The following is a 15607-nucleotide window of genomic DNA, read 5'->3' on the forward strand; positions in this document are numbered from 1 at the left end:
AATATAATAAGGTGAAGTATGGAAAAGGAGGCAAGATTTGCCTCCTTTTTCTAAATAAACGTTAACAAGCAAAACTTTTTCTGCAAAACATTTGGCAGGATAAGAAAAAAGCAGTACCTTTGCACTCGCTTAAAAGCAATAACCGCTTTCAAGTTTATGAGACGGACAAGTCTCATACGACCAGCTCCCTCGGAATCCCCCAGGATGGGAACATAGCAAGGGTACTTGGTTGTAGCGGTGCGATATGAATCGCTTGTCCACCCGCCTCTTTAGCTCAGTTGGCCAGAGCACGTGATTTGTAATCTCGGGGTCGTTGGTTCGAATCCGACAAGAGGCTCAAAAAGGAATCTTCTTTCAGAAGGTTCCTTTTTTATTTTATCTAAGTTTGGCACAACCGAAACAAAAGTTTCCCGACGCTTTGAAGTGTACAAAACAAACAGAAACATATATTTTTCTATCTTTCAAGGCGTTTTATCTTTAATTATATATAAATATTTTCACCCTTTACACCTTATATAATAAAAAAGTTGTATTTTTGCAAATTGATATATTACATTCGCAGAAATACATTATAACAATGAATACAGAAAATAACGAAAATCAAGAAGAGAAGAAGACAGACGAGCAGACGCAAAAGGTTAAGATCTACATCATCGATACGGGTAAGATCAAACAAACCAAAGCGTTTGCCCGACAAGATGGAGCAATTCTTGGCATCGTATGGATAGCCAGCTTCGTCTGCACCATGATGGCAGTAGAACCCAAGTACCAGATGCTGGGGTTACTATCCAACATTCTGATTATCTCTACCCCATTCGTGGTAGCAAAGAGATTGAAGTATTTCCGTGACTTCGTAAGAGAGGGACATATTTCTTTCAGACACGGATTATACTATTGCATCCAGACATTCTTCTATGCTACCCTACTGCTCACCATCGTGCAGTATCTCTGGTTCCGATTCATGGATACAGGCATGTTTATGACTCAGCTTCAAACCAACTACCAGATGATAGCACAGGCTTATCAGTTGACAGCAGAGGAAACAAAAGCTCTCTTCGATGCCATCTCTATGATGAAACCAATAGCATGGGCATCCATGTTTATGATTACCGACCTGGTTGCTGGAGCAATACTCAGTCCGATACTTGCTGCCATATTCGCCAAAAAGAAAATAGCCAATTAGGTTTCAGATAAAAAATAAATTCTCAAAACATCAGAAAAAATGGATATTTCAGTTATCGTTCCTCTGTTCAATGAGGAAGAGTCGCTGCCAGAACTCTTCGCCTGGATCAAACGGGTGATGGATGCCAACGATTTCACTTACGAAGTTATCTTTGTGAACGACGGTTCTACCGACCGTTCATGGAACGTCATAGAAGAACTTGCCGAGAAAAACGAGCAGGTAAAAGGAATCAAATTCCGCCGCAACTACGGAAAGAGTCCTGCCCTCTACTGTGGATTCAAAGAGGCACAAGGTGATGTAGTCATCACTATGGATGCCGACTTGCAGGATTCACCAGACGAGATACCAGGTCTCTACGAAATGATAAAGAAAGATGGTTTCGATCTTGTATCGGGTTATAAGCAGAACCGCAAGCAGGGAGACCCTCTGAGCAAAACGATTCCAACCAAACTTTTCAATGCCACAGCCCGCAAGGTGAGCGGCATCCACAATCTGCATGACTTTAACTGCGGACTCAAGGCTTACCGCCGCGACGTAGTGAAGAACATCGAAGTATACGGTGAGATGCATCGCTACATTCCATACCTTGCCAAGAATGCAGGCTTCGTAAATATTGGCGAAAAACCTGTTCACCATCAGGCAAGAAAGTTTGGTACTTCCAAGTTCATGGGCTGGAACCGTTTCGTGAACGGCTATCTGGACCTGATGACACTCTGGTTCCTGAGCAACTTCGGCAAGAAGCCAATGCATGTTTTTGGATTCTTAGGAAGTGTGGTGTTCTTCATTGCCTTTCTCTCGCTTATCGGACTTGGCATCGATAAAGCCATAGACTTACATCGTGGCATCTACGGACACCTCATCACCGATTCCCCATACTTCTTCATCGCTCTCATTGCGATGGTATTGGGCAGTCAGTTCTTCCTAGCCGGATTCCTGGGTGACCTTATCAGTCGTCAGAACCCTAATCGTAACGATTATCAAATAGAAAAGGAAATAAGATGCAAAAAATAATACCATTGGTTTTCATGATGCTGGTACTCATGGTGGCTAGCTGCACTAGTCTCAACTGCCCGCTCAACAACACCACTTACACCAAGTATAAGTTGATGGGCAACGTAAAGACACTCAACGCCACCTTAACCATCTCGACCACCAAACAGGAAGGAGAAGACAGCGTACTTATCAATAAGGATGAGAACGTGGATAGCTTCATCCTTCCGATGAGTTACCACCAGCCTGAGGATGTGTTCTTTTTTGAAATTCAGAATGCAGACAATCAGGTATGGAAAGATACAGTAACCGTCAAGAAAGAGGACTATCCACATTTCGAGTCTGTAGATTGCGGTGCAGCCTACTTCCACAAAATAACAGAAGTGAAGACAACCCACAACTATATCGACTCAATAGTTATCAACAATAAAGAGGTTAATTATGATGCATCTAAAGCGCATTTCTACATATATTTCGGTACCCGTTACTAAAAAAGCGGTAACCGTCCTGAGCCTTCTCCTACTCTTAGGTGGAGGATGGGCGAACGCACAAAACCGTCTAAAAAAGGTAGCAACGGTAGAAAAAGATACGATTCCATGGTTTAACGGAATGGCGGTGAGTGTGGATTTAATAGGACCAGCCCAATTGATGGTAAGTGATTACGGACAATATGAAGCTTCTCTGCGAGTGAACTTAAAAGACAAGTATTACCCTGTCTTTGAATTGGGTTACGGCAAAGCAGATGCCTTCGATGAGAGTACCCAGATTACTTATAAGACAAGTGCACCATACGCCCGTCTGGGTGTAGACTGGAACCTGCTCAAAAACAAGCACGATGACTACCGCCTGTTTGGCGGATTCCGTTACGGTTTCACCTACTATAAATACGACATCTCTTCACCACCCATCAAAGATCCAGTCTGGGGAGGTGATGCACCTTACGGAGCAGAAGGCGTATCCGCCAACTATCACTGGCTGGAAGGTGTAATAGGAATAGATGCAAAGATATGGGGACCAATCCGCATGGGATGGAGTTTCAGATACAAGCGTCGTGTTGCCCATAATGATGGCGACATGGGCAACACCTATTATGTACCAGGCTTCGGCAAGCAAGGTGGTTCCCGACTTGGCGGTACGTTCAATGTAACATTTGAAATATAAACAATGAAGAATAAAAGACTCATTTGGCAGATACCGTTTCTGCTTCTCTTGATTTTTGGCAGTATTTATGTCATTCGCCAACAGCAAAATACTCCTTACCAGAGGGATGAAGGTTTCATCTTTGGTACTATCTATCACATCACTTACCAAAGTGACGTCAATTACCAAAAAGAAATCGAGGCTGAACTGCAGAAAGTAGACAATTCTCTTTCTCCATTCAACAAGACATCCGTCATTTCGCGTATCAACCGTAATGAAGACGTGAAGGTAGACAACATGTTTGCTGAGGTTTTCCAACTCGCAGAAAAAATATCCAAAGAAACAGAAGGAGCATTTGACATCACTGTAGCCCCTATGGTAAATGCCTGGGGATTCGGCTTCAAGACCGGGAACCCTCCTACCCAACAAACAGTAGACAGTCTTCGCGCTATCGTCGGATTCCAGAAAGTAACATTAAAGGAAGAGCACGTCAAGAAACAGAATCCTCATATCATGCTCGACTGCTCAGCCATTGCCAAAGGATACGGAAGCGATATCGTGGCAAGGTTTCTAAAGAAAAAAGGCATCCAAAACTTTATGGTAGAGATTGGTGGCGAAATTGTGGTGAATGGAAACAACGACAAGCAAGTGCCTTGGCGGGTAGGCATCAACAAGCCAACAGACGATTCTCTCAATACGAATCAGGAATTACAAGACGTAATCAATGTGACAGACATAGCAATGGCAACAAGTGGAAACTATCGGAATTTCTACTATAAGAACGGCAAGAAATACGCTCACACAATAGACCCGAAGACAGGCTATCCCGTGCAGCACAATATTCTGTCAGCCACCGTTCTAGCCAAGAATTGTGCCACAGCCGATGCCTATGCCACATCCTTCATGGTAATGGGACTGGATGGAGCAAGGAAAGTACTGGAAAAACATCCTGAACTTGACGCCTATCTCATCTATTCCGATGAACAGGGAAATAACAGGATATGGTATTCGCCAGAGCTCAAGAAGAAAATATTGAAATAGAATGCAAGAAGACAGAGTATATGACAATCTTTTAAATCTGCCTCTATTCCTGGGAATGAGCCGTAACGATTTGCTGGAAGTAGCCGGTCATACAAAGTTCGATTTCCAAAAGGCAGAAAAGGGACTCACCATCGTCAAGGAAGGAGAGCCCTGCAAACGTCTGTACTTTCTTCTTACCGGCGAACTCAACGTTGTCACAGAGGCAGACGATCATGGCTACCGCATCGAAGAAGGCATCAAAGCCCCAGAAGCGTTTCAAATGGAATGCATCTACGGATATAACCAATACTTCACTCACACCTATATCGCAAAGAAAGAATGTAGCGTGATGAGTATCAGCAAGCAGGAGATGCAGAAACTATCTGATAGATACGAGATTTTCAGAATCAACATGTTCAATCTCATTTCTACTCAAACCCAAAAGAACAACCGGCGCCTGTATCGGGTTCCTCCCAAAACACTCTCAGAACGTATCATCCAGTTCTTTGAAAGCCGATGTCTCAAACCTGCCGGCGAAAAATTATTCCACATCAAGATGGAAAGACTTGCCGCAGAAATGAATGTCAAGAGAATCTATGTCTCCAACGTGCTGAATGAACTGCAGAAGCAAAAGCTCATGCATCTGGAAAGAGGAAGAATCTATATTCCACAATTAGAAAAGCTGATTGTGAATAAATAAAAAGAGAACTGTCATAGAGTAAAGCAAACAAATAAAAAATCACTATCATGCAAGATATAAAAGATCAGAATCATATCAGAAATACAGAGAATCGAGAGAATCCATTCTTTGTTCCCTATCACACACCGCACGATACTGTGCCTTTCAACCGTATCCTGCTGGAAGACTACGAGCCTGCCTTCATGGAGGGTATTCGCCGTGACAAAGAAGCGACAGACAAGGTCATCAACGACCCGGCTGAGCCTACATTCGAGAATACTATCGCCCGTGTGGATACAGAAAAAGGCGAACATTATTACGACCTTTTAAGTCGTGTTTCCAATGTATTCTCATGCATGATGAGTGCAGAGACATGCGACGAGATGGAGGAACTGGCACAAAAGATGAGTCCTATCCTCACCAAACATGCCAACGACATTACACTCAACAAGAAACTCTTTGAGCGTATTAAATATGTTCATGACCACCCTAACAGAGAGTTAACCCCAGAAGAACAGATGCTTTTGGAAACCAGTTATGATGGTTTTGTACGTAGTGGTGCTCTTCTTGATGAGGAAGGAAAAGACAAGCTTCGCAAACTTACAGAGGAAGCAAGTATTCTCACCCTCCAGTTCTCACAGAATCTCCTGAAGGAAGACAAGGCATTTACCCTCCATATCACAGACGAGACTCAACTTGACGGACTTCCAGAAACAGCAAAGGCTGCAGCAGCTCATACTGCCAAAGAGAAGAATGAAGAAGGCTGGATTTTCACACTCGACTATCCAAGTTACTCTCCATTCATGACCTACTCTACTCAGCGTGAACTCCGCAAACAGATGTATATGGCACGCAATACGGTCTGTACCCATGAGAACGAGCAGAACAACATTGAAATCTGCAAGCGATTGGTCAATTTACGTAGAGAACTCGCTCAACTTCTTGGCTTCGAGACCTATGCAGACTATGTATTACGTCATCGAATGGCAAGTAATGTAGAGAATGTCTATAAACTTCTCAATGATCTGATTGAGGCTTATAAGCCAACAGCAGAAAAAGAAGTGAAAGAAGTAGAAGCCCTAGCCAAAAAACTGGAAGGCGAAGACTTCAAAATGGAGCCATGGGACTTCGGATTCTATTCCCACAAGCTCCAGATGGAAAAATACAATCTGGATGCAGAGATGCTCCGTCCATACTTCCAACTTGACAAGGTGATAAAGGGCGTCTTCGGATTAGCCAACAAACTGTATGGTATTACCTTCAAGGAAAACAAAGAGATTCCAGTATACCATCCTGACGTGAAGGCATACGAAGTATTCGATAAAGACGGCAGTTATCTGGCTGTGTTCTATGCAGACTTCTTCCCACGCAAGGGCAAACAGGGAGGTGCCTGGATGACAGAATTCCAAGGACAATGGATAGACCATAAAGGCAACAACATTCGTCCACACGTGAGCGTAGTGATGAACTTCACCAAGCCTACAGAAGAAAAACCTGCCCTCCTGACCTTGGGAGAGGTAGAGACCTTCCTGCATGAGTTTGGTCACAGCCTTCACGGAATGTTCGCCAACACCCGGTTCGAAAGTCTTTCGGGTACCAATGTATGGTGGGATTTCGTAGAGTTGCCATCCCAATTTATGGAGAACTATGCCATAGAAAAGGAATTCCTGCGCACCTTCGCTTTCCATTATGAGACAGGCGAGCCATTGCCGGACGAGCTCATCGAACGTATCGTAAAAAGTCGCAACTTCATGGCAGCATACGCCTGCCTGCGCCAAGTAAGTTTCGGACTTCTGGATATGGCATATTACACCAAGAAGGATGCCTTTAATGCAGACATCATCCCATTCGAGAAAGAAGCATGGAAAGAAGCCATGATTCTGCCACAGTTGCCTGACACTTGCATGACCGTACAGTTCTCGCACATTATGGCAGGAGGTTACGCAGCCGGCTACTACAGTTACAAATGGGCTGAAGTTCTGGACGCTGATGCATTCAGCGTATTCAAGAAAAACGGTATTTTCGACCGAACTACCGCCCAGAGCTTCCGTGACAACATACTCTCAAAGGGAGGCACCGAACATCCGATGACACTCTATAAACGATTCCGTGGACAAGAGCCAACCATAGACGCCCTACTGGAACGCAACGACATCAAGAAGAGTTAACAGTTTAGGCAAGTAATTATAAATGACACAATATAAATAACAGATCAATGGGGGACAACCTTTTAAAACAGAAAAAGCTTGATTTGCGATACCTTCGCATGGCTCGCATCTGGGCAGAAAACAGCTATTGCAAACGCCGACAGGTAGGTGCTTTAGTAGTAAAAGACAAGATGATTATCAGCGATGGTTACAATGGTACACCAAGCGGATTTGAAAATATCTGCGAGGATAACAATGTAACCAAGCCCTATGTCCTCCATGCAGAAGCCAACGCCATAACCAAGTTGGCCCGCAGCAGCAACAACAGCGAGGGAAGCACACTTTATGTCACTGCTTCTCCTTGCATCGAATGCTCCAAGCTCATCATTCAAGCAGGCATCAAACGAGTTGTATATGCCGAGAAATACAGACTTACTGATGGTGTGGAACTATTGGAAAGAGCCGGAGTAAAAGTAGAATATATGAATCCTGATGAAAATATCAGTTTAGAATAACGTTAGTATAATGTAAATTAGTAAGTTATGAATAAGAACAAGAATAAGACCAACAGGTTTATGCCGTTCATCATGGCACTCTGCGTAGTGCTAGGCATTGTCATCGGCACATTCTTTTCGAATCATTTTGCCGGAAACCGACTCAACGTCATCAATAGTGGAAGCAACCGCTTAAACAACTTGCTCCATCTCATTGATGACCAATATGTAGATTCTGTCAACATAGATTCGCTAGTAGATAAAGCCATTCCACAAATTCTTGCGGAACTGGATCCCCACTCGGTCTACATCAGTGCCAAAGATGCAGCTCAGGCTAATGACGACCTCAAAGGTTCATTCTCGGGTGTAGGTATTGAGTTCGTGATCCGCCAGGACACCATTCATGTGCAAAATGTAATCCAAAACGGTCCTGCCGAAAAAGCAGGTCTTCTAGCAGGAGATAAGATTGTTGCTGTGGATGGCAAACCTTTCGTGGGCAAAATCGTGACCAATCAGGAAGCCATGCACCGCTTAAAGGGTCCTAAAGACACGAAAGTAAAAATCGGCGTAATCCGCTATGGCAGCAACAAGGTACAGAGCTTCACGGTAACACGAGGAGAAATCCCAACCAAGAGTATAACTGCAGCCTACATGCTCAATGACAATACAGGCTACATCCGCATCAAGAACTTCGGTGAGAACACTTATCCAGAGATGCTTATCGCCTTAGCCAAACTGTCTCAACAGGGATTCTCTAATCTCTGCATTGACTTACGCGACAACTCTGGAGGCTATCTCACAGCTGCAGTAAATATGGCAAACGAGTTCTTACCAGAAAAGAAACTGATCCTCTATACACAAGGACGAAAGTCTCCTCGCCAAGATTATCCGAGCGACGGCAAGGGTTCTTATCAAAAGATACCTATGGTTGTACTCATCAATGAGGGTTCGGCTTCTTCTGCTGAAATCTTTGCAGGTGCCATGCAGGATAATGACCGTGCAACCATCATCGGTCGCCGTTCATTCGGAAAGGGATTGGTACAACAGCAAATAGAATTCCCAGACCATAGCCTTATCCGTCTCACCATTGCCAGATACTATACTCCTTCTGGAAGATGTATCCAAAAACCTTATACGATGGGTGATGACAAGGATTATGAACAGGATCTTCTGGATCGCTACCAGCATGGAGAATTTTTCTCACAAGACAGCATCAAGCATACGGGGCCTGCATACCACACAGGCATTGGACGTGTAGTTTATGGTGGAGGTGGTATCACGCCAGACATCTTTGTTCCAGAAGATACGCTCGGTATGACTTCCTACTTCAAAGAGGCTAGTTTGAGCGGCTTGATTCTACAGTTTGCATTTACCTATACTGATGATAATCGTCCTAAGTTGAACAACTTCAAGGAGATGATGGAACTTGCCGATTATCTTGACAGTCAGAACATGGTGGAACAGTTTGTCAACTATGCAGACAAGCATGGATTGAAGCGCCGTAACCTTCTTATCAAGAAGTCACATAAGTTGCTGGATAGAGTCATCGACAGCCGTATCATCTATAACATGCTTGATGAACAAGCCTGGACTCAGTATATCAACCAGGACGACCCAGTGATTAAGAAGACCCTCGAAGTCTTCGAAAAGCACGAGGCGTTCCCAAAGAAACCTGAGCCAACAGCCAAATTCAAAAGCAAGAAGCAGAAAGTAGCAATGGTTGGCATACCATACAATTACAGTTCACTACATTGCAGAAATATGATGATGGCAAACGCATAAGATGAATAAGAAAGAACTTAGAAAAATCATAAAAGACAGAAAGCGACAGTATTCCTCAAGCCAACTTGAGGAACTGTCGCTTTCTGTCTTATCCCGACTTGCAGGTCAAGAATCTTTCCGCAAGGCTAAAATCATTTTAATGTATTATTCTCTCCCTGATGAAGTCAACACTCATACCTTTATTGATGAGATGACAGCTTTAGGGAAAACTGTTCTTTTACCTGTAGTAAAGGATTCAGAAAATATGGAAATCAGAGAATACTCTGGCAGAAAAGATCTCACAGAAGGTTCCTTTCATATTATGGAGCCTATCGGCAAGCTCTTTCCACCAGAAAGATATGGGGAAATAGAAGTCGGTGTCATTCCAGGTATGAGTTTTGATGAAAAAGGCAACCGTCTGGGACGAGGAAAAGGATATTATGACAGATTTCTGAAAAAAGTACCAACCCTGTTCAAGATTGGCATCTGTTTCGACTTTCAAAAGACAGATACCATCCCAACAGAAGAAACGGATATCAGAATGGATTGCATCATATAAAGAGTTCTGGAAATAGAGGCAAATTCTATCAATAGAAACGGATATCTGAAATCACCAATGCCCCTACCTGCTCGTTCAATCTTCTTACCAAGATTGAACGATGCATGGTAAGATCTGCCCTGAGAGCAGGATTTAGAATCTTAACATAAAGGGTTTGATTCTTGATAAATTTATCAGCACAATAAACAGAAATAGAGGCACCAACAACGGTGTCCCAACTATCCAAGAGACGCTTTTGCTGCAAAGGCGTCTCCAATCCCTCGTTTCTCAAAAACTCCGGCAAAAGTTCTGCTATAGAACGAACCTTTTTTCTAAACATAATTATACCCAATAAATAATGTACTACAAATCGTCAGACTTGATTTCCCACCCCTGACATTCAGTATCTAATCTCTTACATGCAGTTCTCCATTTTCGACAGAGAAAATCTTATAGTCGCCACGTAAACGATGAAGGATTTGGTCAAGATGATCACGATTGGTATCCGTGATAAAAATCTGTCCAAAATTATCATTCGAGACTAACTGAACTATCGCTTCAACCCGCTGAGCATCAAGCTTATCAAAAATATCATCCAACAAGAGTAAAGGAGTGGTATTAGAGCAGGTTCGCTTCAAGAAACTAAACTGCGCCAACTTCAAGGCAATGACATAACTCTTGTTCTGTCCCTGACTTCCCTCACGCTTCATCTGATAGTCACCAATCGTAAACTCCAAGTCGTCACGATGAACTCCATGAAGCGAATAACCAACGGCACGATCCTTGAATCTATCACGCTGGATAACCTCCAATAACGGTCCCCTTTGACAGTGCGAAATATAATGCAAGCCTACCCGTTCCTTATCACCGGAAATATGCTGATAAATCTGCTGAAACAAAGGTATTAATTCGTTTACAAAAGCCTGGCGCTTAGCAAAGAGCAGTTCTCCATTCATAGCCATCTGCTGTTCCCAAAGCTCCATAAGAGTTACATCCGGTTCCGCCTCCATCTTCAGGAGAGCATTACGCTGCTGCAAGGCTTTGTTGTAGTTAGAAAGAGCCTCGATATATGTATTATCATACTGAGAGATAACAACATCCATCAGTTTTCTACGCTCATCACTTCCCCCCTCAATGAGGGAAACATCAGAAGGAGAAACAAAGACAAGCGGAATGAGTCCAATATGTTGAGACAAGCGCTTATATTCTTTCTTATTTCGCTTAAAATGTTTTTTGGTTCCACGCTTCATCCCGCAATAAATGTTCTCCAAATCCCCATTATCATTCTCATAATTACCTTCCAACATAAAAAAGGCCTCATCGTGCAAAATGATTTGCGAATCAATCGGATTATTGGCACTTCTGCAAAACGAGAGGTAATAAATTGCATCCAAAAAGTTGGTCTTACCCATGCCGTTATGACCGATAAGACAGTTAATTTTGGGCGACAATTCAATATTGGCGCTCTTGATATTTTTATAGTTAATAATGGAAATATTCTTTAAAATCATAGACTCTTTACTGATTATTGAGTGCAAAGTTAACAGAAAAAGCCCAAAAAACGAAAAAAGTAGGCTAGAAATTTCAATATCTGAATAAAATTCCGTATTTTTGCAGAAGTTTAGCAATATTAGAATAATAAAAAACAAAAATACAAAATGGCAAACAACAAAGTACAGGCTCAGGAAATAGAGAGCCTCAACATTCATGAGGCCTTCTTCATGAAGAACAAGAAGGCTATTATTATCGCTGTGGTAGCTATTGTAGTTATCATTGCTGGTGTATTCGGTTATGTATCTCAGATCTCTGGTCCACGTGAGGACAAGGCTAGCACAATGCTTGGCAAGGGTCAGACTTACTTCAACAACGAGATGTTCGAACAAGCACTTAACGGAGACGGTGCTGGTTACGTTGGCTTCAAGAAAATTGCAGACGAATATAGCAGCACTGACGCAGGTAACTTAGCAAACCTCTATGCAGGTCTTTGCTATGCTAACCTTGGCAAATGGGCAGAAGCAGAAAAGAGTTTGGATGCATTCTCTTCAAAGGATGACCAGATGATCAGCCCAGCAGCTGAAGCTGCGCTCGGTGATGTTTACGCTCACTTGAACCAGTTGGACAAGGCTGTCGAAGCATTCAAGAAGGCTGCTTCCATGGCTGACAGCAAAGCAGAAGATGACACTAACAACAGTCTCTCTCCTGCATTCCTGATTAAGGCTGGTGAAGTTCTCGAGAGCCAGAACAAGAAGCAGGATGCATTGAATATCTATCAGGATATCAAGAAGAAGTATGTTAACTCTATGCTTGTTCAGAGCGGTGAGATTGACAAGTACATTGAGCGCGCATCCAATTAATAACATCTTACGAGTAACATCTTAGAACAAGTTTAATAGATAATTATGGCAACAGCTCTTCATAATTTATCAGAATATGACCTTAGCAAAGTACCTGATGCCAGCAACATGTGCTTTGGTATCGTTGTAGCTGAATGGAACCCAGAAATAACAGGTGCCCTGCTGGACGGTGCTGTCAAGACGCTCGAAAAACATGGAGCCTTAACAGAGAACATACATGTTAAGACTGTTCCTGGCAGTTTCGAACTCATCTATGGCGCACATCAGATGGTACTTAATGGCGGCTATGACGCTGTTATTATCTTGGGAAGCGTAATTCGTGGTGAAACTCCTCACTTCGATTATATCTGCGAGGGAGTAACCTATGGTATTGCCCGTCTCAATGCCACACAAGAGATTCCTGTCATTTATGGACTCTTGACTACAAACGACCTGCAACAGGCAAAGGACCGTAGCGGCGGCAAATTGGGAAACAAGGGCGATGAATGTGCTATTGATGCCATCAAAATGGCTAAATTCTAAAAGCACAGACATTGAGTCTTTCAAAACAATTACTATATAATAAGGTAAATAAAATGAAGCTCTACCAATTATTACAGTCATACGAATTTGAGGAGATTTTCCCTACAGTCAACGTGATGTTTCCCAACGCACAGTTGCATAGAGACGTCTTTGAAAAAGCATTCAACATGCTTTGCAACATTCAACCTATCAGTTCCAAGAAAGTAATTCGTTTCGAACTGATGGAGGATCCAAACTCTAGCGATATGTTTGTTGGAGCCAACGACAGCTGTTTTCAAACAACTTGGGATGTATGTCTCGGCAAAGAAATAAAGAAAGGGAAAGGCGCCGACCTTAACGATGTGGAAATGGTAGCCAATTGTCTGCTTAATATCCTCTTCATAGGTCGTCATCCTCAAAGTTTCGAAAAAGATTATAAGAAACTCTTCAAATAATCATAGGATTTACAAAAAAAGGACCTCTTGAAATCTGAGTATTTCAAGAGGTCCGTCCTTTATTTATACACCTTCATCATCGTCTTCATCAACAGAAGAACTGCCCGATGGAGAACTGTCATTTCCTTCAGTATCCAGTAATTGATCTTTACTGATACTCACCTCCCCCATCTTAGAGATTTTTACCACCAAAGGCAAATATTCATCACTCATCACATCAGGTGAACCAACACTGGCTGCAAAACAAAGATTGTTACCTTCAGTTTTTACATAGACAATACCCAGTAATCCACCAGAGGCCTTGGTATGAGAATCCAAGTATTTTTCAAAGGCAGCTTTGGTAAAACTACGTTTGAAGAATTCAGAACCGTCGCTTCTTATAATCCGAACAGTAATCATATTATCGTGATACTTAGTATTTTCATCTACCTTAACGAGCGGCAAACTGTCATCTGGTTCTCGTTTTACCACCACTTTGTATGTAGCGCCCAACCATTCAATGCTTCTAGACTGCTCATACTCACTCATCTTGAGTGTTTGCTTTTTAACTTTGACAACAGGTTTAGGAGCTATAATGATGTTGCTTTTCTTTTTCTCAGCACACGAAGCCATTATACCTATAGCCAGAGCCATGAAAAATAAGTAATTGATTCGTTTCATTGCTTTTTTATTTTAATGCTACAAAAGTAGTAAAAAAAAACGAAATAAACACGGGTTACCCGTTAAAAAAGAAAAAAAGCATCGACTTTCACAAGCCGATGCTCCGAATCTACCTAAATACTAACTAATAAATTTCCTATTGAATCTTACACGATATAATAAAAGTTCAGTTTATGAATTCTAATCAGTAGTTTGACGTCATCACGAAGAAAAGGTTTAATGCAAGTCTAAAAAAAATGCATTTTTTCTTCATTAAATGTTTTTTCTCTCTTAAAACTGCTTCTTTTCTTCTTTTTAAAGCAAATTTACCCTTTTTATTTTGAGATTTAAACATTTTGTCGTATCTTTGCAAACAAAAAGAAACATTTTGTATGAAAAAGATTCTATTATTCATAATAACTGCCAGCATTTTCACCTTTTCTTCTTGCTTTCAGAAAGAGCAAACGCAAGAAAAGGAGCAAGTCATCGACACTATTCCAATGATGGTGATGCAAATACAAAAATGCAACCGACTATATACGGCAGAAGCCCATGTTCACAAAATTATCACCCACGATGATCAACTGAATCTGAAAGGTTCTTTTTTCAGAAAGAACTTCAACATTCATGTACCTGGTTCAAACAGGAAAGTTGCAATCCCTATGAATGCAACCATCAAGGCTTCCGTAGACTTCCAAGGGTTTTCCAATCAAAATGTGTTACGCAAAGGCGACAAGATAGAAATCATTCTGCCAGACCCAAAGCTGACACTCACGAGCAGTAAGATAGACCACAATGCGGTAAAACAATACGTTTCCATTGCCCGCAGCAATTTCAGTGATGCAGAACTCACCCAATTAGAGCAGCAAGGCAGACAAAGCATCATCAATGATATTCCGAATCTTGACCTCATGGAACAAGCTAGGCTCAGTGCCGCAAATACTCTGATTCCGATGCTCAAGGACATGGGATTCAAGGAAGAAAACATCAAGATTAGCTTCCGTAAGAAATTCACAATCCACGACTTGAAGGAATTCATTTCAAATGGATTGAATGACAATAAAACAATAGAAAAGAGAACAGCCTCTAGCCAGGCATCAAATAAAGAGGACTAAGATATGAAGAAATATGGAATCATTATCATTTTATTCCTTATTATAATAATAGGTGGAGCACTCTATTGGCTTAATAAAGACAATACAATGAACGTGGCAATGGAAGAAAAGACCACCCTTTCACCAACCCAAGTAGAAAGTATTGAGGCTATCGGGCAATGGGAATTTCTTGCCATCAACGATGAGGAACTCGTTGATACAACCCGACATGGCTTCTTTGGTGACGATCAATTGGTACGTATCTATTATGGTACCCTGCGTCTCGGCATTGACATGAAAGACGTAAAGGAAGGATGGATACAGACGGATGAAAAGAAAGATTCCATAGTCTGCACCCTTCCCCCAATACGACTCCTCGACAACAATTTCATAGACGAGGCAAAGACTAAAAGTTTCTTTGAAGAAGGAAAATGGACTGGCGCTGACCGACAGGCTATGTACGACAGAGCTTATGTCATGATGAAAAAGCGTTGCTTGACACCTGTGAATTATCAGACGGCAAGAAGAAATGCCAAGCAGCAATTCAAAGACATGTTCAAGACAATGGGATTCACTAACGTTAGAATAGAATTCGAAGACTGAGGGTAGAAT

18 protein-coding genes and 1 tRNA gene are annotated in these 15607 nt (G+C 42.1%); 16 read left to right on the forward strand and 3 right to left on the reverse strand.

The genetic code is table 11. The features are described 5' to 3' along the window. The first annotated feature begins 263 nt into the window (after nt 1-263). The 11 genes from ACTQ16_RS05190 (at nt 264) to ACTQ16_RS05240 (ending at nt 9973) form a co-directional block, all read left to right on the forward strand. Nucleotides 264-337 (forward strand) — tRNA-Thr (locus ACTQ16_RS05190). Nucleotides 338-577: 240 nt separating this feature from the next. Continuing rightward, nucleotides 578-1183 carry a DUF4199 domain-containing protein gene (locus tag ACTQ16_RS05195; RefSeq protein WP_441936458.1) on the forward strand — a complete coding sequence of 202 codons (606 nt, stop codon included), beginning with the start codon at nt 578-580 and terminating at the stop codon, nt 1181-1183. Nucleotides 1184-1222: 39 nt separating this feature from the next. Next, on the forward strand, nt 1223-2194 hold the full coding sequence (locus ACTQ16_RS05200; RefSeq protein ID WP_441936460.1) for a glycosyltransferase: 972 nt from the start codon (nt 1223-1225) through the stop codon (nt 2192-2194). Further along, nucleotides 2182-2664 (forward strand): DUF6452 family protein, encoded by a 483-nt coding sequence (locus tag ACTQ16_RS05205; RefSeq protein WP_441936462.1) that lies wholly within the window; start codon nt 2182-2184, stop codon nt 2662-2664. The genes ACTQ16_RS05200 and ACTQ16_RS05205 overlap by 13 nt, the downstream gene beginning before the upstream one ends. Continuing rightward, nucleotides 2615-3334, forward strand: a complete 720-nt coding sequence (locus tag ACTQ16_RS05210; RefSeq protein ID WP_441936463.1) for a DUF6048 family protein — start codon at nt 2615-2617, stop codon at nt 3332-3334. The genes ACTQ16_RS05205 and ACTQ16_RS05210 overlap by 50 nt, the downstream gene beginning before the upstream one ends. Before the next feature lie 3 nt (nt 3335-3337). Next, the gene (locus tag ACTQ16_RS05215) at nt 3338-4354 is read left to right on the forward strand and encodes an FAD:protein FMN transferase (RefSeq protein ID WP_441936465.1); all 1017 of its coding nucleotides are present in this window, start codon (nt 3338-3340) and stop codon (nt 4352-4354) included. 1 nt (nt 4355) lies between these two features. After that, nucleotides 4356-5033: a Crp/Fnr family transcriptional regulator gene (locus ACTQ16_RS05220; RefSeq protein ID WP_264950582.1), complete on the forward strand. Its 678-nt coding sequence runs from the start codon at nt 4356-4358 to the stop codon at nt 5031-5033. Nucleotides 5034-5080: 47 nt separating this feature from the next. After that, nucleotides 5081-7180 carry a M3 family metallopeptidase gene (locus tag ACTQ16_RS05225; RefSeq protein WP_441936467.1) on the forward strand — a complete coding sequence of 700 codons (2100 nt, stop codon included), beginning with the start codon at nt 5081-5083 and terminating at the stop codon, nt 7178-7180. Nucleotides 7181-7227: 47 nt separating this feature from the next. After that, nucleotides 7228-7674: a deoxycytidylate deaminase gene (locus ACTQ16_RS05230; RefSeq protein ID WP_153122659.1), complete on the forward strand. Its 447-nt coding sequence runs from the start codon at nt 7228-7230 to the stop codon at nt 7672-7674. Nucleotides 7675-7701: 27 nt separating this feature from the next. Next, nucleotides 7702-9435 (forward strand): S41 family peptidase, encoded by a 1734-nt coding sequence (locus ACTQ16_RS05235; protein WP_441936469.1) that lies wholly within the window; start codon nt 7702-7704, stop codon nt 9433-9435. A 1-nt stretch (nt 9436) separates the two neighbouring features. After that, on the forward strand, nt 9437-9973 hold the full coding sequence (locus ACTQ16_RS05240; RefSeq protein ID WP_441936471.1) for a 5-formyltetrahydrofolate cyclo-ligase: 537 nt from the start codon (nt 9437-9439) through the stop codon (nt 9971-9973). A 28-nt stretch (nt 9974-10001) separates the two neighbouring features. Here ACTQ16_RS05240 and ACTQ16_RS05245 read toward each other — a convergent pair whose 3' ends face one another. Further along, nucleotides 10002-10292 carry a DUF721 domain-containing protein gene (locus tag ACTQ16_RS05245; protein ID WP_153122652.1) on the reverse strand — a complete coding sequence of 97 codons (291 nt, stop codon included), beginning with the start codon at nt 10290-10292 and terminating at the stop codon, nt 10002-10004. Between the two features lie 67 nt (nt 10293-10359). Continuing rightward, nucleotides 10360-11463, reverse strand: coding sequence for a DNA replication/repair protein RecF (gene recF / locus ACTQ16_RS05250; protein ID WP_153122650.1), 1104 nt, complete (start codon nt 11461-11463; stop codon nt 10360-10362). Nucleotides 11464-11610: 147 nt separating this feature from the next. On the opposite strand from recF, the gene ACTQ16_RS05255 reads away from it, so the two are divergent. The 3 genes from ACTQ16_RS05255 to ACTQ16_RS05265 are packed head-to-tail and all read left to right on the forward strand — an operon-like array spanning nt 11611 to nt 13262. Continuing rightward, entirely contained in the window at nt 11611-12306 is a 696-nt protein-coding gene (locus ACTQ16_RS05255) for a tetratricopeptide repeat protein (protein WP_441936473.1), read from the forward strand. Between the two features lie 45 nt (nt 12307-12351). Then, nucleotides 12352-12828 (forward strand): 6,7-dimethyl-8-ribityllumazine synthase, encoded by a 477-nt coding sequence (ribH, locus tag ACTQ16_RS05260; protein ID WP_153122646.1) that lies wholly within the window; start codon nt 12352-12354, stop codon nt 12826-12828. A gap of 53 nt (nt 12829-12881) precedes the next feature. Then, nucleotides 12882-13262 carry a hypothetical protein gene (locus ACTQ16_RS05265; protein ID WP_441936475.1) on the forward strand — a complete coding sequence of 127 codons (381 nt, stop codon included), beginning with the start codon at nt 12882-12884 and terminating at the stop codon, nt 13260-13262. Nucleotides 13263-13325: 63 nt separating this feature from the next. Here the strand turns inward: ACTQ16_RS05265 and ACTQ16_RS05270 are convergent, their stop codons facing one another. Further along, entirely contained in the window at nt 13326-13922 is a 597-nt protein-coding gene (locus tag ACTQ16_RS05270; protein WP_441936477.1) for a DUF4738 domain-containing protein, read from the reverse strand. Nucleotides 13923-14293: 371 nt separating this feature from the next. Here ACTQ16_RS05270 and ACTQ16_RS05275 point away from each other — a divergent pair, with 371 nt between their 5' ends. Together ACTQ16_RS05275 and ACTQ16_RS05280 are read left to right on the forward strand one after the other, a co-directional pair. Further along, complete coding sequence (locus ACTQ16_RS05275; RefSeq protein WP_294970215.1) at nt 14294-15016, forward strand: DUF4230 domain-containing protein; 723 nt, start codon at nt 14294-14296, stop codon at nt 15014-15016. Between the two features lie 3 nt (nt 15017-15019). Then, the gene (locus ACTQ16_RS05280; protein WP_441936479.1) at nt 15020-15598 is read left to right on the forward strand and encodes a DUF4230 domain-containing protein; all 579 of its coding nucleotides are present in this window, start codon (nt 15020-15022) and stop codon (nt 15596-15598) included. Nucleotides 15599-15607 lie beyond the last annotated feature (9 nt).

Origin of the sequence: Prevotella sp. LCP21S3_D2, from assembly GCF_052118345.1 — a bacterium.
Classification (GTDB): Bacteria; Bacteroidota; Bacteroidia; order Bacteroidales; family Bacteroidaceae; genus Prevotella.